The organism is Corynebacterium lehmanniae (assembly GCF_043161975.1).
GTDB lineage: Bacteria > Actinomycetota > Actinomycetes > Mycobacteriales > Mycobacteriaceae > Corynebacterium > Corynebacterium lehmanniae.
Map to the genome: position 1 here is coordinate 820,055 of NZ_CP170998.1, position 18,119 is coordinate 838,173.

Genomic DNA, 18,119 nt, shown 5'->3' on the forward strand with positions numbered 1-18,119 from the left:
GCTCGACATTTTCCCAGGTGATATTGAATGCGAGTGTCGATAGCGGGCTGTTCGTCTAGCGGGGATCAGTGGTTGCTAGACGATCAGGTGAGCGGGTCGGCATGCGAGCGTCCAGCACCAGCCCAGCGACGCCAACGACGGCGAGCACCGCCATAATGGCCACGAACACCGGGTCCGCCTCGCCGGTGAGCGTGTCGCCGAACAGGGTGACCAGGATCGTGCCCGGGGCGGAACCCACCAACGTCGCCAACGCGAACGGCATCACCGGTACGCGGGTGAGCGCGGCGGCGTAGTTCATGATGGAAAACGGCACGGCCGCGATCATGCGCAAGCTCAAGATGGCCAACCACCCGCGTTCCTCGAGTCGCCGGTTGATGTTCTCCACGGCCGGGTGCGTCAGGCGCGGCTCCACCCAATCCCGCAGCAGCGTACGGACGATGAGTAGCGAGATGATTGCGCTGACCGTCGTCGCCGTCAGCGCGATGAGGATCCCACGGGCGGTGCCGAACAGGATGCCGGCGGAAACCGTCATCAGGGTCCGCGGGATGGGGAACTGGGTGATCAGCACGTACAGCAGCCAGAACAGGACGGGGAACCAGGCACCGGTCTGATCGGACCAGGTGCGCAAGGTCGAAAGCGGGGGAACGTCGAGAAGCATCCATGCTGCGACGAACAACGCGCCGGCCGCAACGATGAGTGCGATCCGGTTCCGGGGTGCCTTCCGCAAACGATTCACCACGCTATCTTCCATCGGGCTGTAGCCTGGAACCAACTTGAGGAGGATCGGGCTGTAGCCTGGAACCAACTTGAGGAGGGGGGCTCATGAGCTCAAATCAACGCTATGCATCGTCCGTCGGCCTGTTTCTACTTTCACTGATATTGACATTTCTTGGAATCGGGGTGACCTATGGGCCGATGGTGCTGTCACTGGTGTTTTATGGCACTGCGCTCGTCGTCGGGTGCATAGCGGCTGCGCGGGCATCGACGGGCGGCGCCGTACGCACAGCGGTGTCCTGCGGGTTCGTCGTTGTGGCAGTCGCGTCTCCGTGGATCCTCCCAATACTGAAAGGGGAGCCTGCCGGTTACGCTATCGTCATCGGGATTTACGGACCTGCCATCTCTTTCTTGGCCATGTCCTGGGCGTATCTCACTGCGCGTTCCAGCAAGCCCTGGCCGTACATAGCAGCGGTGGTGCTCGCCGCCGTGTTGGTCGCTGCTCCACACAAACTCATGGTTCATGTGGCCCACCTGCTTTGGGAAACCCCGCTGTTCGGGTACATCTGGGCCGCAGTGGTAATCGCCTTCGCCGTTGGGTTTTTCCTGCTCATTGTGGTGCTCAACCGCGGAACCGAGAACCGTCGCCCAGCTGCACAGACAAAGGTGATGATGCCGGATGAGCAAAACTGAGCACTGCAGTCGCGGTACCCGGGCTGGTCTCCGCACCCGAATCGGAGACGCCAGGGATGAGTGAGTTTGCCAATATGCTGCTGGGCATCTTCGGTGGGGGATCGATCGGCTCGATGAACGGGCCCGGCTGGACGTAGCTGTGGGCGGAAAAATTAAAATCACCCCGCCGCAAGATCTGCGTCGGGGTGTTCCGGTGGTGCCCGGAGGGGGACTTGAACCCCCACGTCCGTTAATAGGACACTAGCACCTCAAGCTAGCGCGTCTGCCATTCCGCCACCCGGGCTTAGGGTGATTTTCAGCCTCTCGGCTGGGCACTCGCATAACTATAGGGCGGGGCGAATGAACCGCCAAATCGCCAGTACAACCCTGAATATTTGCTAGATTTTCCAGAATGATCCCACCGCCGCGCAGAATGAAGACGTACAGCTGGTTCGTCCCGCCCGTCCCACCAGCGGACGATCCGGCGCGGCTCCACCCGGCGCGCTGGAGCAGCGGGAACCGCGTGGTCAGGGACATGGTTGGCGCCTACCCGGGCGTGCTGGTGCTGCACATTCTGAGCTACCTCATCGGCTCCGGCATCGCCGCGTTTGTGCCGGTGGTGGTGGGCATGATCGTGGACGGCCTGGTGGGGGAAGAAAAGTTCAACGCATGGTGGCTCTTCGCGGTGCTGGTCGGCATCTTCATCATCCAATTCATCGGCGAGGCCACCGGCGACGGCCTGGCCACAGCCTCGGTGCGCCGCGTGACCCACAACGCGCAGCAGCACCTGTCCTCGGGCGTGCTGCGCCGCGGGGCGGGAGCGATGAGCCCCGGCACCGTACTCAACACCATCGACGCGGACGCGAACACCGTCGGCCGCTACCGCGAGCTGCTGTCGTTTCCGCTCATGGCCATCGGCTACGCGGTCTGCGCGATGGTGGCGATGTGGTCGGTCTCCCCGTGGATCTCACTGGCCATCCCGGCCAGCGCGCTGATCATCGCTCTGTTCGCCGCGTGGACCGCGGGGCCGGTGACGCGGGTGTCGTTGAAGCGTCGCGCCGCGGAGGCGGATGTCGCTGGCTTGGCCACGGATGCGTCGCAAGGCATTCGCACCGTCAAAGGCCTAGGCGCGGGTGCAACCGTGGCAACACGTTTTCACGCCGAAACGGCGAAGGCGAAGCGCTTGATGCTCACGCACCTGCGTGTGGAGGTGTGGCTCGGTTTCGCCAGGTTTTGCGTGGCGTGGCTGTGCAACCTTGGCATCGTGGGCTTGAGCGCGTGGATGACGCTGCGCGGGGAGATCACCCCGGGGCAGCTGACATCCGTGGCACTGTTGGTGCAGCCTGCGTTGACCATGGCGGGCTTAGCGTTCGGCGACCTGGCCAGCGGGTGGGGCAGGGCCGTCGCGAGTGGCCAGCGCATCGAGCAGCTGCACCACGCGGGCGACGACACCGCGGGGCCCGAGCTAACAGACACACCGGTCCCAGGCGCGGGGCTGTGGATTCTCGAGCCGGCGGAGCGTTCCTACGCCACCGCCGCCGCGTGGGCGCAGCGCGCAGACGTGCTGTTCCCGCCGCACACCGTCAACGTGTTTGAGGGCACCATCGCAGACAACGTGAACCCGCGCGGGGATGTGCCGGAGGACGTCGTCAAGCAGGCGCTCGCCGCCGCCCACTGCCAAGACATCCTCCGCAGGCTCGGCGGTATCAACGAAGCAGGCGAGTTGCCGGACGCGCCGCTGGGGGAGGCCGGCCTGAACCTTTCCGGCGGGCAGCGCCAGCGCGTCGCGCTTGCCAGGGCGCTCGCCGCCGACCCGGAGGTGCTCATCCTGGACGACCCGACCACGGGGCTCGATTCCGTGACACAGGCGGACGTCGTGGCAGCCGTCGCCGCGCTCAGAGCAGACAAAACCACCGTGGTCATCACCGGAAACGCCGCGTGGCAGCACGCTGGAACCGAATTGGAGGTGGCGTAGATGGCGCCCGATTACGCACGCACAGACGCGGTCGCACCCGCAAGTGTGAAGGAGACCTTCGCGTACCTCTCGGCGCTGCCCAACGCGCTGGACAGACGCTGGTGGGCGGGTCTGCTGCTCATCCAGGCGCTCATCGTCGCCGTGTACACCACGCAGTCGAACCTGTTCGGGCGCAGCGTCGACCCGCTCACCGGAGGCGAGGTGCCGCTACTGGGCACCGGCACCCGCGCCTTTGTGTGGACTGTTGGACTGGCGTTGGCCTGCATGCTCGTCGAGATATTCCTGCGCGCCCTCGGTAACTACGTGGTGGGCCTCAAGGTCGCCCGCGCGTCCATCGACTTGCGCCGTCGCTGCCTCGACGCGATCCTGCGCGCACCTGTGCCGCGGGTGATGGAGCTCGGCACCGGCAACGTGATCACACGCATGACCAAGGACATCGACGACGTCGTCCAAACCATCACCGCCATCGGCTCGCGCGTGCTCACCACCGTGTTCGTCTTTCCGATCACGTTTATCGGGCTTTTGCTTATCGACGTCCGCTTCGCCTTGATCCTGCTTTTGATCTGCATCTGCACGTACCCGTTCGCCCGCGCGGTGGTCCGCGCCATCCCGGATGCCTCCAACGCGGTGAGCGTGGCGGAGGCGCGTCGCAACGCGGTGCTGCTGGATACCGTCCGGGGCCTGCCCACGCTGCGCGCCTTCGACTTGGAGCGCTGGGCGTTGGCACGGATGCGGCGGACCTCGTGGGGCGCGGTGGAGGCGGAGATGGACCGTGTGCCCTGGTTCATCCGGCTCACAGGCATCGGCCAGGTCGCTTTCGCCGCGTGGGTGCTGCTCACGCTTGGCGTCGGCGCGTGGCTCGCGACGGCCGGTGCCGTCAGCCCGGGCCAGGCGAGTGCCGCCGTGTTCATGGTCATCCGCGCCGAGGTCACGGTGTTCAACGCCCTGTTCTTCGTCGGCGAGCTGCAGAGCGCGGCCACCGCAGTGGGCCGCGCGGTGAGCCTGGCCAAGCTCGCGGACGGGCGTGAAGCTACGGCCGTTCCGGAGGATCTGGCGGAGCCGGTGGACGTGGAAGTCGACCACGTCTCGTTTGCCTACCCGGGCGGCGCCAACGTGCTGGAGGACCTCTCTGTCACGCTCGAGGCGGGAACAACTACCGCACTGGTGGGGACTTCGGGCGCCGGCAAGTCCACGCTCGCCGCGCTCATTGCGGGGCTGGTGGAGCCCACGTCTGGGTGCATCCGGGTAGGCGCAGTAGATACCTCGCAGGTCAGCGACACGTGGACCGCCAAGAACGTCACCCTGCTCACCCAGGACGTCCACCTGTTCGCCGGCACCCTGCGCGAGGACCTCTCGATGGCCGCACAGGATGCGACCGACGCGGACCTGCTGCGGGCGCTGGCAAGTGTCGGGCTCGACCCTGAAGGCACCCAGTTCGCGCGCCTGTTCCCGAAGGGGCTGGACACCGCCGTCGGCGCAGGCGCGGAGGAGCTGCCCCCGGAGGTGGAGCAGCAGCTCGCGCTCGCACGCGTGGCGCTCTCAGGCCCGAAGGTGCTCATCCTGGACGAGGCGACGGCAGAAGCTGGCAGCGACGCCACCAACGCGCTGGAGGACGCCGCCGCGCGGATCACCGCAGACACCACGGCACTGGTGGTGGCGCACCGCCTAGACCAGGCGGCGGCCGCGGACCGGATCCTGGTCATGGACGCCGGGCGCATCATCGAGGACGGCACCCACACCGAACTCGTCGCCGCCGACGGGAGATACGCGCAACTGTTCGCTGCGTGGAGTGGCGGCGGTCACTAACTCTCCGGTAGGAATGGGGACATGACTGCAAATTATGTTTCCGACCGTTTCCCCGGCCCCGACCCGTACGCCCCGCTGGCGGACGTGCCGTCCTTCGACATCACGTCCGAGGACATCGTCGACGGCGAGCGCCTCGCCGACACGCTTGCCGGCGACAACGCCACCAGCCCGCAGCTTTCCTGGTCCGGCGCCCCGGAGGGCACCAAGACCTTTGCGGTGACCTGCTTCGACCCGGACGCGCCGACCGCCTCTGGTTTCTGGCACTGGTCCGCGTTCAACATCCCCGCGGACGTTACCGAGCTGCCAGCCGGAGCAGGCGCGAAGGACGACCTCGGTGTCGGCGCGGTGGTGCTCACCGGCGACAGCGGGGTTAAGGGCTACTACGGTGCGAACCCGCCGGCCGGCCACGGCCCGCACCGCTACCTGTTCGCCGTCCACGCGGTGGACACGGAGCTGCCCGCAGACGAGATTGCCAACCCCACCCAGCTCGGCTTCAACCTGAACTTCCACTCGCTCGGCCGAGCAATCATCTGGGGCTGGTACGAAAACCAGTAAGATTCGCCGAATGGTTCCAGTGCAACTCCGCGTCGGCGGCGCGTTCATGGGCATCGCACTCGTGCTCGTGCTCTACGCCGTGCTGGCGCTGCTTCGAGGCGACGCCGCGTTCCCCGTCACCCCGCAGGTGCTCTCCGTCATCGCGGCGGTGGCCATCGTCGGCGCCTTCGCCACCTACAACACCAAGCAGGAAGGCTCACGCACCCAGGTCGGCGCGCTAATCGTGGCCGTGGTGCTCATCGGGCTCGGCTTCATCGCGCCCGACACCGAGCTGATGGCCACCACGCCGTTCTGGCTGATCGGCTGGGCGCTCGCCGCCGGACTCTGCGCGGTGGTGCTGCGCCGCAGCGCAGCCGGACACGCTTAGAGCGCTTTCCACTCCAGCCCGCTGCCCACGGCCTGCTCAATCGAGTCCAGGCCGTGGGCTTTGATCTGCGTGGCGATCCCGCGGTGGATGCCGCGGATCCAGCCCAACCCGCCGTAGATGAACGGCGTGTAGCCCTGCAGCAGGCTCGCGCCCGCGGCGATGCGCTCCCACGCCTGCTCGGGCGTGGAGATACCGCCGACGCTGACGAGCACCAGCTTGTCGCCGACTCGCTCGTGGAGGCGCTTGAGCACCTCGAGCGAACGCTTCTCCAACGGAGCGCCGCTGATGCCGCCTGCGCCCATTCTTTCCACCTTGGAGGCCGGCGTGTTCAGCCCGTCGCGGGAAATGGTCGTGTTGGTGGCCACGATGCCGGCCAAGTCCAGCTCCACGGCGAGGTCGGCCACGGCGTCGACGTCCTCGTCGGAAAGGTCCGGCGCGATTTTCACCAGCACCGGGGTGGTGGTGGACTTCTTCACCACTTCCAAAATCGGGCGGAGTTCCTCCACCGCCTGCAGGTCGCGCAGGCCCGGCGTGTTGGGGGAGGAGACGTTGACCACCAGGTAGTCCGCAAGCTGGCCCAGAAGCGTCGCGGTGGCGCGGTAGTCCGCCACGGCATCCTCGGAGGTCTTGTTCTTGCCGATGTTGATGCCCACCACGTCGCGGGAGCGCCGCGCGCGGAGGTTGTCGGCGACCACGAGCGCGCCCTTGTTGTTGAAGCCCATGCGGTTCAAAATCGCCTTGTCCTCCGGCAGGCGGAACAGGCGGGGAGTGGGGTTGCCCGGCTGGGACTTCGGGGTCACGGTGCCCATCTCGGCGTAACCGAAACCGATCGCGCCCCACGCGTCGATCGCCTCGGCGTTCTTGTCAAAGCCGGCCGCCAGCCCCAGCGGGGCGGGAAAATCCACGCCGAAAACGGTCTGGCGCAGCACCGGGTCGTGCACGCGCACGGCCTTTTCCATAACACGGTTGACAGGGGTGGCCAGGTGCAGCGTCTGCAGGGCGCCGCTGATGATGCCGTGGATGCGCTCCGGCGGCAGCAGGAACATGAGCTTGAGTGCGCGGTCGTAGAGCGTCACGGGTGAATCTCCTAGTTGCTCTCGGTCTGGTCGGCGGGGGAGACGATCTGGATGCCGTCGCCGGATGCGGAGGCGGCGACCACGGTGCCGTCGTCAAGCGTAATGATGCTCTGGGCATCTGCGACGGTGGCGAAGTGCTTGCGCTTCACCGGAATGCCCTGGGAGATGTCGTAGCCGGTGGCGGTGTTGCTGGCCAGCGAGCTGACCCATGCGAGGCGCTGCGCGGGGTCCCACGCGGCATCCCAGGGTCCTTCCGGCACCGGCGCGGACTGCTGGAGGCGGATGATGTCGTCGGTGGTGTAGACGTGGAGCTGGTTGCCGGTGGAATCCGCAGCCAGCACCAGGCCGTGCTCGCCGCCGCGCACCTTGCCCACTCCCAGGCCGACGCGCAGGGTGCCGCCTTGGCGCGAGCCGTTCCAGTCGATGTCCTGGATGGTGGTGTCGAAGCGGTTGGTTCGCACCACGGAGTCGCGCTGGCCGTCCACCTGCACCGCTTGGAGCTGATCGGTCTCGCGTGCGACGTCGATGGTGTCTTTCAGCTCTCCGCCGTCGAAGACCCACACCTTGCGCTCAGTGTCGCTGCCTGCGAGCACCTCGCCTGTCGACGCCACCGTGGCCACCGTGACCGGCTTATCCGTGGCGATAGTCTCCTCCCGGTCGCCGAAGAGCTTGATCTCGCCCGCGCAGGCAAGCGCGAAGGTGCCGGCGTTGGCGGATGCCTCGCCGCAGGATTGGTCCAGCTCGTGGCGGGCGGCCTTGCCTTGCTGGATCTCCTCGAGCGTGCCGATCGTCAGCGCGTTTTCCGTGCGGACGCCGATGCGGCCGTTCGTGACGTCCACATCGCTCACTGGCTCGAAGTCCACCACCGCGCCCGCCGGGTCCGACGACTGCGGGGACTGCACAGGCTCTGCGCTGCCCATGTTCGCAGCCGCCTCACCGCCGGCTTCCTCGATCTTGGCGGAAGGAGACGCGCCGCAGGCGCTCAGCGCCAGGGCAGCCGAGACGGCACCGGAAACTGCGGCAAAGCGGAGGCGGGAACTGGGGGCAAACAAACGAGCATTCACAAGGTCAAAGCCTAGCAACGCGCCCGTCGCGCACCGCGATGGCTAAGTAGGCGGGGTAGTGTCTTTCGCCATGACTGATCCCGCCACCACAATGTCCTGGGTTCAGGTGATCGTCCTGTCCATTGTCCAGGGCCTCACCGAGTTTCTGCCCGTGTCTTCCTCGGGCCACCTGCGCATCGTCTCCCAACTGTTTTGGGGCGAAGACGCCGGCGCCAGCTTCACCGCTGTGATCCAGCTGGGCACGGAGCTGGCCGTGCTGGTGTTCTTTGCCAAAGACATCTGGCGCATCCTCACCGCCTGGTTCGCCGGCCTCGCGGACAAGTCCAAGCGCGGTTTCGACTACCGCATGGGCTGGATGGTCATCGCCGGCACCATCCCCGTCGGTCTTGCGGGCGTGCTGCTCAAGGACTTAATCCGCGAGAACTTCCGCAACCTCTGGATCACCGCCACAGTGCTGATCCTGTTCTCACTGGTGTTCATCCTGGCCGAGCGCCGCGGCAAAAAGACCCGCGGCTTCGAAGAACTGACCATGAAAGACGCGGTTCTGATGGGCCTGTGGCAGTGCCTGGCGCTCATCCCGGGTGTGTCGCGCTCCGGCGGCACCATCTCCGGCGGTTTGTTCCTCAACCTCGACCGCGAGGTTGCCACCCGTTTTTCCTTCCTGCTGGCCATCCCGGCAGTACTGGCCTCCGGGCTGTTCTCGCTGCCGGACGCCTTCGACCCCCAGGCGGGCCAGGCGGCAAGCGGGCTGCAGCTGCTCGTCGGCTCCGGCATCGGGTTTGTGGTCGGCTACATCTCCATTGCCTGGCTGCTGAAATTCGTGTCCAACCACTCGTTCGCGTGGTTCGCCGCCTACCGCATTCCGCTGGGCCTTCTCGTGATGGCGCTGCTCGGCACTGGCGTGATGGCCGCCTAGTTGTAGGGTTGTCCGCATGCATGCATGGCCCGACCCGTCCGTACCCGCAGTCGCTGGCACCCCGGTGCCGCTGAAGCTCTTCGACACCGCCGATCAGCGCGTCAAGGAAGTAGACACCACCCCGGATGCGAACGGGGAGGTGGGGATGTACGTCTGCGGCATTACCCCGTACGACTCCACCCACCTCGGCCACGCCGCGACCTACCTCACCTTCGACCTGGCGCAGCGCCAGCTGCTCGCCAACGGCCACAAGGTCCACTACGCGCAGAACATCACCGACGTGGACGACCCGCTGTTCGAGCGCGCCGAGCGCGACGGCGTGGACTGGCGCGAACTCGGCACCAGCCAGATCAACCTGTTCCGCAGCGACATGGAGATCCTGTCCGTGATCCCGCCGCGCGACTACATCGGCGCGATGGAGTCAGTCGACGAGGTGATCGCGATGGTGCAGCAGCTTCTCGACGCCGGCGCCGCCTACGAGCTCGACCAGGGCGACATTTACGCCTCCATCGACGCCACCGAGCAGTTCGGCTACGAGTCCAACCTGGACCGCGCCACCATGGAGGAGTACTTCGCGGAACGTGGCGGCGACCCGGATCGAGAGGGCAAGCGCGATCCGCTGGACGCGCTGATCTGGCGCGGCCACCGCGAGGGCGAGCCCGCCTGGGACTCACCGTTCGGCCCGGGCCGTCCGGGCTGGCACGTCGAGTGCTCCGCGATTGCCACCAACCGCCTGGGCAGCCACTTCGCCATCCAGGGCGGCGGGTCTGACCTGGCGTTTCCGCACCACGAGTTCTCCGCGGCCCACGCTGAGGCCGCGCTAAAGGTCGAGCGCATGGCCGGGCACTACGTCCACGCCGGCATGATCGCCCTCGACGGTGTGAAGATGTCCAAGTCCCTGGGCAACCTCGTGTTCGTGCACAAGCTCTCGGAGGCAGGCCACGACCCGTCGGCGATCCGCCTGGCTGTCTTTGCGGGCCACTACCGCGAGGACCGGGACTTCTCCGACGCGATCCTGGCCGAGGCCGAGGAGCGCCTTACGCGTTGGCGCGAGCAGCTCGCCGGCGAGGTTTCTGAGGCGGAGGCGACGGAAGTCGTCGATAAGCTTCGCGCGATTCTTGCGGACGATCTGAACACCCCGGAGGCACTTTCGCTTCTCGACGGCGCAGCCGGCGACTGCAACCAGATCATCGCCACCGCCCTCGACGGGCTGCTCGGGGTGCGCATTTAGCGCGCCTCACGCACAATGGGCCCATGAGCGCAGCTGCGGACAACTCGATTCGGGCCCAGTTTCAGCCCGAGGTAGACGAATTCATCGACGACCTGAACACCTTCGCCACCGGTTCCTACCTGCAGGACGAGGACAAGGACCTGTGGGAAGAGCCTTTCGACCCGGCGGTGCTGCCGGATTTGAAGAAGCGGCTTGAGATGTTCCTTGACGCCCTCGATCTGCTTGGCGACGACCCTGAGGGCGACGCGCTGGTGAAGGTCGTGGCGCCGTTCTACGAGAACCTCGAGGAGTTCAACGAAAAGCACGCCAACGCGGTGCTTGAACCGGAGGAGAAGGCCGACATCGAGACCTTGGTGTTCCGTGCGGCGGCCGCCACCGGCGCCACGGACGAGGCTCTCAACGAGCTTCCGGAACTTGAGTAGGCCGAAGGCCGTCCTCTGGGACATGGACGGCACCCTCATCGACACCGAACCGCTGTGGGGTAAGGCCACCTTCGAGCTCGGCGAGCTGCTAGGCCGCCCGCTCACCCCGGAGGTGCGCGCTAGAACCATCGGCGGCAGCTTCCCCAACACCTTGAGCGTGGTGGCCGAGTGGGCGGGCTACGAGCTTAAAGACGGCGACCTGGAGCGCTACCGCACCTGGATGTTCGACCGCATGGCGGAGCTGTTCGCCGACGGCATCGAGCTCAACCCCGGCATCGGCGGCGTGCTCGAGTCGCTCGCGCGGCGGGGCACGCCGATGTTCATCTGCACCAACACGGAACGGGTGGTGGCGGATCCGTGCATTGACGCGATCAGCCGTGAGTTTTTCGCCGGCACGATTACCGGCGACGAGGTGAAGCGCTCCAAGCCGGCTCCGGACATGTACCTCGAGGCAGCCCGGCGCGCGGGCGCAGAACCGGGGGAGTGCTTGGTGGTGGAAGACTCTTGGCACGGCATGTCCGCAGGTGCCGCCGCCGGCTGCGCGGTGCTGGGCCTGGCCGGCGAGGTACCCGCGGGTGTGATGAAGTTCGACCCGGACAATTTCGTCGGCGCGGGTGCCGATGACGTGGACGGTTGGTTTTCTGCAGCTCGACAGGCATAAAACGGGGGTACGCAGCGCCCGTCGAGAAGCTTCTTGCTACGTATAGTGGCGCTCATGAGCACTCGTACTGAAGAAGACCTCCTCGGCACCGCCGAGGTCCCCGCCGACGTCTACTACGGCATCCACGCCCAGCGCGCCAAGGATAATTTCCAGATCTCCGGCAGCACCGTCAACGACGTACCGGAGTTCATTCGCGGCATGGTGCAGGTGAAGAAAGCCACCGCGATGGCGAACCGCCGCCTGCACGCCCTGCCCAAGGACAAGTCCGAGGCCATCATCGCGGCCTGCGACAAGATCCTGGACGAGGGCGTGTGCATGGACCAGTTCCCGATCGACGTCTTCCAGGGCGGCGCCGGCACATCGCTGAACATGAACACCAACGAAGTGGTGGCCAACCTCGCGCTCGAACTGATCGGCCGCGAAAAGGGCGACTACTCGGTGATCAACCCGAACGACGACGTCAACATGTCGCAGTCCACTAACGACGCGTACCCGACCGGTTTCCGTCTCGGCGTGTACTACGCGGTGCAGGGGCTGCTGGAGGAGCTCGACGAGCTGCAGAAGGCGCTGCGTGCGAAGGGCGACGAGTTCGCCGACATCATCAAGATGGGCCGCACTCAGCTGCAAGACGCCGTCCCGATGACCCTGGGCCAGGAGTTCACCGCCTTCGGCGCCAACCTCGCCGAGGAGCAGCGCACCATCAGCGGCGCGGCCGACTCGCTGCTGGAGGTCAACCTCGGTGCCACCGCCATCGGCACCGGCATCAACACCCCGAGCGGCTACCGTGACCAGGTGGTCTCCGCGCTGCGCGAGGTCACCGGTCTGGACATCCAGGCGTCGCCGGACCTGATCGAGGCGACCTCTGACACCGGCGGTTACGTGATGATGCACAGCGCTATCAAGCGCGCCGCGATGAAGCTGTCGAAGATCTGCAACGACCTGCGCCTGCTGTCTTCCGGCCCGCGCGCTGGTCTGAACGAAATCAACCTGCCGGAGCGGCAGGCGGGTTCCTCGATCATGCCGGCGAAGGTCAACCCGGTGATCCCCGAGGTGGTCAACCAGGTCTGCTTCAAGGTCTTCGGCAACGACGTGACCATCTCCATGGCCTCCGAGGCGGGCCAGCTTCAGCTCAACGTGATGGAGCCGGTGATCGGCCAGTCCCTGTTCGAGTCCATCAGTCTGCTCGCCAACGCGGCGAAGACCCTTCGCGAGAAGTGCGTCACCGGCATCACTGCCAACCAAGATGTGTGCGAGGCGTACGTGACCAACTCCATCGGGATTATCACCTACCTCAACCCGGTGATCGGCCACCACAACGGCGACCTCATCGGCCGCGAGGCGGCGGAGACCGGCAAGAGCGTCTACGACTTGGTGCTGGAGAAGGGGCTCATCGAGGAAGAGGACCTGAAGAAGCTGCTGAGCAAGGAAAACCTCATGCACCCCGAGTACCGGGGCAAGCTCTACGTCGACGACGAGCCGGGCCTGGAGGCCTAGGCTCAGCGCTTAGCGCAGCCGGGTAGGCAACATCACACCGGCTGCATTTTCATTTCGGGCTCCTTCGGACAGATAATGGGATGACCTAATAACTGTCTGAAGGAGCCCGCCGTGTTACTCGCCGTCCACATCATCATCCTCCTTGGGGCGATTGTGGTGGGCGCTCGGATGGGCTCTATCGCCATCGGCTTCGCCGGCGGTCTCGGGGTGCTGCTGCTCGGCGCAACCGGGATGCCGGTCAGTGCAGAGGCCATCCCATTCGATGTCATCGGCATCATCATGTGCGTCATCGCCGCGATTTCCGCGATGCAGCTCGCCGGAGGCATGGACTACCTGGTGGACCTGGCCGAGCGCTTCCTGCGGCGCAACCCGAAGCGCATCACGGTCTACGCCCCGATTGTCACCTGGCTGATGACGGTGCTCGCCGGCACCGGCCACACCGCCTTTTCCACGATGCCCGTCATCGTCGAGGTGGCAAAGGAAGGCAAGGTGCGGCCCTCGCGCCCGCTGTCGGCTGCGGTGATTGCCTCGCAGATGGCCATCGTCGCCTCGCCGATTTCCGCCGCAGTGGTGTTCATGGCGTCCGCGCTCGAGCCACTCGGGGTGGGCTACCTCCAGCTGCTGGCGGTAATGATCCCGGCGACGTTCTTCGCGATCTTCCCCATGGCGTGGATTGCCAACAAGTCCGGCGCGGAGCTGGAGGATGATCCGGTCTACCGCCAGCGGGTGGCCGACGGTCTCGTCGCAAAGCCCGCATCGCGCGAGCACTACGTCCCGCCCCAAGGCGCAAAGGCCTCGGTGGGCATCTTCCTCGCCGCGATCGTGATCGTGATGGTCTACGCCACGCTGATCTCGGAGCAGGTTGGGCTGATTGCGGACCCGACCATCCCGCGCAACGAAGCGATCATGGCCATCATGCTTGGCGCCGCGGCCGCCATCGTGCTGGTCACGCGCACGACAGCGGCGGAGATCTTAAACACCCAGGTGTTCCGCTCCGGCATGTCCGCCTGCGTGTGCGTACTCGGCGTGGCCTGGCTGGGCACGACGTTTATCAACTACTACATCGAAGACATCCAAAGCATCGCCGGCGACGTGCTCACCGCGAAGCCGTGGCTGCTCGCGGTCGTGCTCTTCGTCGCCGCATCGCTTTTGTACTCGCAGGCCGCGACGGCCAAGGCGCTCATCCCGGCGGCGCTGGCGATTGGCGTGAGCCCGCTGACCGCGCTCGCCGCCTTCCCGGCCGTCTCCGCGCTGTTCGTGCTGCCGACGTACCCGACGCTGCTCGCCGCGGTAGAGATGGACGACACCGGCTCCACCCGCATTGGCAAGTATGTGTTTAACCACCCGTTCCTCGTTCCGGGTGTGGTGTGCATCTTTGTCAGCGTGATTCTGGGTTATGCCATCGGCGCCGTTGTAGTGTGAGGTGCATGACTGCACAACCGTTGACTGACGTCGAAATTGCCCAGGCCCACTCGCTCGCCCCAATCACGGAGATCGCCGCGAAGGCAGGTGTGTCCGACGATGCGCTGATCCCGTACGGCAAGCACATGGCCAAGGTGGACATCGCCCAGAACCCGGGGAACACGCCGGGCAAGCTCGTCGTGGTCACCGGTGTCTCGCCGACGCCTGCGGGCGAGGGCAAGTCCACCACGCTGATCGGCCTGACGGACGCGCTGGCGAAGCTGGGCAAGAACGCCATGGTCGCGCTGCGCGAGCCGTCGCTCGGCCCGGTGATGGGCATCAAGGGCGGCGCCGCGGGCGGCGGATACTCCCAGGTGGTACCGATGGAGCAGATCAACCTGCACTTCACCGGCGATTTCCACGCGATCACCAGCGCCAACAACACGCTGGCCGCGCTCATCGACAACCACATCCACCAGGGAAACGCCCTCGGCATCGACCCGCGGCGGGTGACCTGGCAGCGCTGCCTGGACGTCAACGACCGCGCGCTGCGCAACGTGGTCACCGGCCTGGGCGGCCCGGCGCACGGTGTGCCGGCGGAGACCGGCTTCACCATCACCGCCGCCTCCGAGATCATGGCGATTCTGGGTCTGGCCACGGACCTGGATGACCTCAAGCAGCGCCTGGCCGACATCACCATCGGCCTGACCTACGACAAGAAGCCGGTCACCGCCGGCGACCTCGGCGCCCAGGGCGCGATGGCCGCGCTGCTCAAGGACGCTGTCAACCCGAACCTCGTGCAGACCCTCGGCGGTACCCCGGCGTTCATCCACGGCGGGCCGTTCGCCAACATCGCCCACGGCTGCAACACCCTGATTGCCACCCGCACCGCCCAGCAGTACGCGGACATCGTGCTCACGGAAGCCGGCTTCGGCTCCGACCTGGGCGCGGAGAAGTTCTTCGACATCAAGGCACGCTACGGCGAGCTCGACGTCGCCGGCGCCGTCATCGTGGCCACGGTGCGCTCCATCAAGCACAACGCTGGCGTGGCCAAGGCGGAGCTTTCGAACGAGAACGTCGCCGCGCTGGAGGAGGGCATTGTCAACCTCGAGCGCCACGTGGAAAACGTGCGCAAGTTCGGCGTGACCCCGGTGGTTGCGCTCAACCGTTTCTCCACCGATTCCGAGGCCGAGCTGGACTTCCTGAAGAACTGGGCCAAGGCTAACGGCATCGCGCTGGCTGAGGCGGACGTGTGGGCCAAGGGCGGCGACGGTGCGCTCGAGCTCGCTCAGACTCTGCTGGACAACCTCACCGAGGGCACCTCGCACCCGCTCTACGATCCGGCCGAAGGCGTGGAGGCGTCCATCGAGACCATCGCCAAGGAGATCTACCGCGCCGCCGACGTGCAGTACTCGGCCGCGGCGCTGAAGGACCTGCAGACGCTCAAAGACAACGGCTTTGACAATCTGCCGGTGTGCATCTCCAAGACGCAGTACTCCTTCTCGGACGACCCGACCCAGCTCGGCGCACCGGAGGGCCACACGCTGCACGTGCGCAACATCGTCCCGCGCACCGGCGCCGGTTTCGTGCTCGTGCTCACCGGCGACGTGATGACCATGCCGGGCCTGCCCAAGCAGCCGGCCGCCAACAACATCGACGTCGACGCCGACGGCGTGGTCTCCGGCCTGTTCTAGGCCTCGGGGGCGCCGCCGTCGCTACGCGCCTCCGCCCGCGACCCCGGCCACCCGGGGTAGGCTGGGGGAGTGCCGCCGAAGACCGGGCACAGGTGCTGGAAGGCGCACCACCCGCACAGCTTGGACTGCTGCGGGCGGAAGTTGCCTGATTTACCGTCGGCCTCGATCTTCCACCACAGCTCCGCCAAGTCCCGCTCGAAGTACTCCAGCTCCTCGCGCGAGGGGGCGAGGATCATCGAGTCCATCACCTTCAGATACATCAGCTTCAGCTGCGTGGGCACAACGCCGAACATGCGCCAGTACACCAGCGCGTAAAAGCGCATTTGGAACTGCGCGTCTTCGGAGTAGCGCGGCAGCGGCTTCTTGCCGGTTTTGTAGTCGACCACGCGCACCTCCCCGGTGGGGGCGATATCCACACGGTCGATGAATCCGCGGACCGGCACCCCGTTCGGCAGCGTGAAGTCCACTGGCATTTCTTGGGCGTGCGCGTCGAAGCCCAGCGGGTTTTCCATGGTGAAGTAGCCGCGCAGCAACGTGCGGGCGTCCACAAGCAACTGGTACTCGTCCTTCACCGGCTCCGCACAAGTGGGATCCTCTTCGCGCATCTTCTCCCAGTTCGGCTTCAGCCGCTTCACCGCCGCCGGGTATGTACGCTCCTCGCGCGGCCAGGCGAACATCTCCTCCAGCACGGCGTGCACCAGCGTGCCTTTGACCTGCGCTTCCGAGGACGGCTCCGGGATCCTATCGATGGCGCGCAGTCGGTATTGCAGCGGGCAGCGCTTGTAGTCGGAGGCGCGCGAGGGCGAGATGGCTAGTGGGCGTGGGGGAGTGCTGGCATCAGACATGGTGCCCAACATCATAGAGTGGAGCCATGACACAGCCGTTCATCGATTTCATCGCCGAGAGTCCCTCCGCATTCCACGCCGCGAGCAACGTCGCCTCAAGGTTGCAGGCGGAGGGCTTTTCGCTTGACGACGACGCACACGCCCCCGGCGGCCACCTCATCGTGCGCGACGGCGCCGTGGTTGCCTGGTGGGTACCCGAAAATGCCCGCCCGCGTTTCCGGGTGGTCGGCTCCCACACCGATTCGCCGGGGCTGATGGCCAAGCCGGACCCGGACGTGGTGCGCGAAGGCTTCCGCCAGGTTGCGGTGGAGGTCTACGGTGGGCCGATTCTGGCCAGCTGGTTCGACCGCGACCTCACGTTCGCCGGCCGCGTGGTCACCACGGACCGCACCGAGCACCTGGTCAACACGGGCCCGGTCGCGCGCGTGCCGAATTTGGCCATTCACCTGTATCGCGGCGACGTGCCGGAGATCGACCGTCAGGTGCACACCCAGCCCATCCTGGGCGTGGACCGCCCGCTGCTGGAGCTCGCGGCGGAGTCCGCAGGCATCAGCGCCGGGGACGTGGTGGCGCACGAGCTCATCACTGCGGACGCCCAGCGCGGCGAGGTCATCGGCGACCTGCTGGCAGCCGGCCGCTTGGACAACCTCACCAGCGTGTGGGCCTCCATGGAAGCGATGCTCGCGGCGAAGGACGACGCCGAGGACATCCTGGTGCTGGCGGCCTTCAACCACGAGGAGGTCGGCTCCGCATCCACCGCCGGCGCCGGAGGCCCGCTGCTGGAGCGTGTGCTGACCAAGGTGGCGCAAGGCTTCGGCGACCCGGCCGAGATCATCGCGGGTTCCATCCAAGTCTCCGCCGACGCGGCCCACGCCGTGCACCCGAATTACCCGGGCAAGCACGACCCCACACACCACCCGCTGGTGAACAAGGGTCCGGTGCTGAAGATCAACGCGAACCAGCGTTACGCCTCCAACGCCGCCACGGAGACGGAGTGGATCCTGGCCTGCCGTGCGGCGGGCGTGCCGCACCAGACGTTCGTGGGCAACAATGCGGTGCCGTGCGGGTCCACCATCGGGCCGATTTCGTCGACACGCCTGGGCCTGCCGACGGTGGACGTCGGCGTGCCGCTGTTGTCCATGCACTCGGCGCGCGAGCTGTGCGGCGTGGACGACATGGACTACTTCGTGCGCGCGCTGACGGCTTTTTATGCGGCCGCGCAGTAG

The 18,119-nt window shown here is 66.4% G+C and carries 17 protein-coding genes and 1 tRNA gene; 13 read left to right on the forward strand and 5 right to left on the reverse strand.

The window, feature by feature from the left end; translation table 11 throughout:
• Nucleotides 1-55: 55 nt before the first annotated feature.
• Nucleotides 56-751 carry a TVP38/TMEM64 family protein gene (locus ACF3NP_RS03930; protein ID WP_181195005.1) on the reverse strand — a complete coding sequence of 232 codons (696 nt, stop codon included), beginning with the start codon at nt 749-751 and terminating at the stop codon, nt 56-58.
• Between the two features lie 71 nt (nt 752-822).
• On the opposite strand from ACF3NP_RS03930, the gene ACF3NP_RS03935 reads away from it, so the two are divergent.
• A complete protein-coding gene (locus ACF3NP_RS03935; protein WP_181888438.1) occupies nt 823-1,407 on the forward strand; it encodes a hypothetical protein in 585 nt (194 codons plus the stop codon).
• Nucleotides 1,408-1,601: 194 nt separating this feature from the next.
• Here ACF3NP_RS03935 and ACF3NP_RS03940 read toward each other — a convergent pair.
• Nucleotides 1,602-1,690, reverse strand: a tRNA-Leu gene (locus ACF3NP_RS03940).
• 108 nt (nt 1,691-1,798) lie between these two features.
• Here ACF3NP_RS03940 and tetA point away from each other — a divergent pair.
• Genes tetA through ACF3NP_RS03960 form a run of 4 tightly spaced genes read left to right on the forward strand, consistent with a single transcriptional unit; the run spans nt 1,799 to nt 6,089 of the window.
• Nucleotides 1,799-3,361: a tetracycline efflux ABC transporter TetAB subunit A gene (tetA, locus tag ACF3NP_RS03945; RefSeq protein WP_392398984.1), complete on the forward strand. Its 1,563-nt coding sequence runs from the start codon at nt 1,799-1,801 to the stop codon at nt 3,359-3,361.
• Nucleotides 3,362-5,167: an ABC transporter ATP-binding protein gene (locus tag ACF3NP_RS03950; RefSeq protein ID WP_181888437.1), complete on the forward strand. Its 1,806-nt coding sequence runs from the start codon at nt 3,362-3,364 to the stop codon at nt 5,165-5,167. It abuts the gene before it with no gap.
• A 21-nt stretch (nt 5,168-5,188) separates the two neighbouring features.
• On the forward strand, nt 5,189-5,722 hold the full coding sequence (locus ACF3NP_RS03955; protein ID WP_070432493.1) for a YbhB/YbcL family Raf kinase inhibitor-like protein: 534 nt from the start codon (nt 5,189-5,191) through the stop codon (nt 5,720-5,722).
• 10 nt (nt 5,723-5,732) lie between these two features.
• Entirely contained in the window at nt 5,733-6,089 is a 357-nt protein-coding gene (locus ACF3NP_RS03960; protein ID WP_392398985.1) for a hypothetical protein, read from the forward strand.
• On the opposite strand, the gene ACF3NP_RS03965 is transcribed toward ACF3NP_RS03960, so the two are convergent.
• Together ACF3NP_RS03965 and ACF3NP_RS03970 are read right to left on the reverse strand one after the other, a co-directional pair.
• On the reverse strand, nt 6,086-7,135 hold the full coding sequence (locus ACF3NP_RS03965; protein WP_202032151.1) for a quinone-dependent dihydroorotate dehydrogenase: 1,050 nt from the start codon (nt 7,133-7,135) through the stop codon (nt 6,086-6,088). The two genes, ACF3NP_RS03960 and ACF3NP_RS03965, sit on opposite strands and share 4 nt — an antisense overlap.
• 41 nt (nt 7,136-7,176) lie before the next feature.
• On the reverse strand, nt 7,177-8,229 hold the full coding sequence (locus ACF3NP_RS03970; RefSeq protein ID WP_131771928.1) for a YncE family protein: 1,053 nt from the start codon (nt 8,227-8,229) through the stop codon (nt 7,177-7,179).
• 70 nt (nt 8,230-8,299) lie between these two features.
• Between ACF3NP_RS03970 and ACF3NP_RS03975 the strand changes: the two genes are divergently transcribed.
• The 7 genes from ACF3NP_RS03975 (at nt 8,300) to ACF3NP_RS04005 (ending at nt 16,048) form a co-directional block, all read left to right on the forward strand.
• Entirely contained in the window at nt 8,300-9,145 is an 846-nt protein-coding gene (locus tag ACF3NP_RS03975) for an undecaprenyl-diphosphate phosphatase (protein ID WP_181888433.1), read from the forward strand.
• A gap of 16 nt (nt 9,146-9,161) precedes the next feature.
• Nucleotides 9,162-10,376, forward strand: coding sequence for a cysteine--1-D-myo-inosityl 2-amino-2-deoxy-alpha-D-glucopyranoside ligase (gene mshC, locus ACF3NP_RS03980; RefSeq protein ID WP_181888432.1), 1,215 nt, complete (start codon nt 9,162-9,164; stop codon nt 10,374-10,376).
• A gap of 23 nt (nt 10,377-10,399) precedes the next feature.
• Nucleotides 10,400-10,798, forward strand: a complete 399-nt coding sequence (locus ACF3NP_RS03985; RefSeq protein WP_005296305.1) for a hypothetical protein — start codon at nt 10,400-10,402, stop codon at nt 10,796-10,798.
• Nucleotides 10,791-11,459, forward strand: coding sequence for an HAD family hydrolase (locus ACF3NP_RS03990; protein WP_272899112.1), 669 nt, complete (start codon nt 10,791-10,793; stop codon nt 11,457-11,459). The genes ACF3NP_RS03985 and ACF3NP_RS03990 overlap by 8 nt, the downstream gene beginning before the upstream one ends.
• Before the next feature lie 54 nt (nt 11,460-11,513).
• Nucleotides 11,514-12,953: an aspartate ammonia-lyase gene (gene aspA, locus ACF3NP_RS03995; RefSeq protein ID WP_181888431.1), complete on the forward strand. Its 1,440-nt coding sequence runs from the start codon at nt 11,514-11,516 to the stop codon at nt 12,951-12,953.
• 111 nt (nt 12,954-13,064) lie between these two features.
• Entirely contained in the window at nt 13,065-14,375 is a 1,311-nt protein-coding gene (locus tag ACF3NP_RS04000) for an anaerobic C4-dicarboxylate transporter family protein (RefSeq protein WP_181888430.1), read from the forward strand.
• Nucleotides 14,376-14,380: 5 nt separating this feature from the next.
• Nucleotides 14,381-16,048 carry a formate--tetrahydrofolate ligase gene (locus ACF3NP_RS04005; protein ID WP_181888429.1) on the forward strand — a complete coding sequence of 556 codons (1,668 nt, stop codon included), beginning with the start codon at nt 14,381-14,383 and terminating at the stop codon, nt 16,046-16,048.
• Here ACF3NP_RS04005 and ACF3NP_RS04010 read toward each other — a convergent pair.
• Nucleotides 16,045-16,893, reverse strand: coding sequence for a RecB family exonuclease (locus tag ACF3NP_RS04010; protein WP_181888428.1), 849 nt, complete (start codon nt 16,891-16,893; stop codon nt 16,045-16,047). The two genes, ACF3NP_RS04005 and ACF3NP_RS04010, sit on opposite strands and share 4 nt — an antisense overlap.
• A 26-nt stretch (nt 16,894-16,919) precedes the next feature.
• Here ACF3NP_RS04010 and ACF3NP_RS04015 point away from each other — a divergent pair, with 26 nt between their 5' ends.
• On the forward strand, nt 16,920-18,119 hold the full coding sequence (locus ACF3NP_RS04015) for a M18 family aminopeptidase (RefSeq protein ID WP_181888427.1): 1,200 nt from the start codon (nt 16,920-16,922) through the stop codon (nt 18,117-18,119).

Bases quoted from the DNA above. Each gene is read 5' to 3' on its own strand.
- ACF3NP_RS03985 (WP_005296305.1), top strand. From the start codon at position 10,400: ATGAGCGCAGCTGCGGACAACTCGATTCGGGCCCAGTTTCAGCCCGAG.
- ACF3NP_RS03960 (WP_392398985.1), top strand. From the start codon at position 5,733: ATGGTTCCAGTGCAACTCCGCGTCGGCGGCGCGTTCATGGGCATCGCA.
- ACF3NP_RS03975 (WP_181888433.1), top strand. From the start codon at position 8,300: ATGACTGATCCCGCCACCACAATGTCCTGGGTTCAGGTGATCGTCCTG.
- ACF3NP_RS04010 (WP_181888428.1), bottom strand. From the start codon at position 16,893: ATGTCTGATGCCAGCACTCCCCCACGCCCACTAGCCATCTCGCCCTCG.
- aspA (WP_181888431.1), top strand. From the start codon at position 11,514: ATGAGCACTCGTACTGAAGAAGACCTCCTCGGCACCGCCGAGGTCCCC.
- ACF3NP_RS03965 (WP_202032151.1), bottom strand. From the start codon at position 7,135: ATGTTCCTGCTGCCGCCGGAGCGCATCCACGGCATCATCAGCGGCGCC.
- ACF3NP_RS03935 (WP_181888438.1), top strand. From the start codon at position 823: ATGAGCTCAAATCAACGCTATGCATCGTCCGTCGGCCTGTTTCTACTT.
- tetA (WP_392398984.1), top strand. From the start codon at position 1,799: ATGATCCCACCGCCGCGCAGAATGAAGACGTACAGCTGGTTCGTCCCG.
- ACF3NP_RS04015 (WP_181888427.1), top strand. From the start codon at position 16,920: ATGACACAGCCGTTCATCGATTTCATCGCCGAGAGTCCCTCCGCATTC.
- ACF3NP_RS03930 (WP_181195005.1), bottom strand. From the start codon at position 751: ATGGAAGATAGCGTGGTGAATCGTTTGCGGAAGGCACCCCGGAACCGG.
- ACF3NP_RS04005 (WP_181888429.1), top strand. From the start codon at position 14,381: ATGACTGCACAACCGTTGACTGACGTCGAAATTGCCCAGGCCCACTCG.
- mshC (WP_181888432.1), top strand. From the start codon at position 9,162: ATGCATGCATGGCCCGACCCGTCCGTACCCGCAGTCGCTGGCACCCCG.
- ACF3NP_RS03955 (WP_070432493.1), top strand. From the start codon at position 5,189: ATGACTGCAAATTATGTTTCCGACCGTTTCCCCGGCCCCGACCCGTAC.
- ACF3NP_RS03950 (WP_181888437.1), top strand. From the start codon at position 3,362: ATGGCGCCCGATTACGCACGCACAGACGCGGTCGCACCCGCAAGTGTG.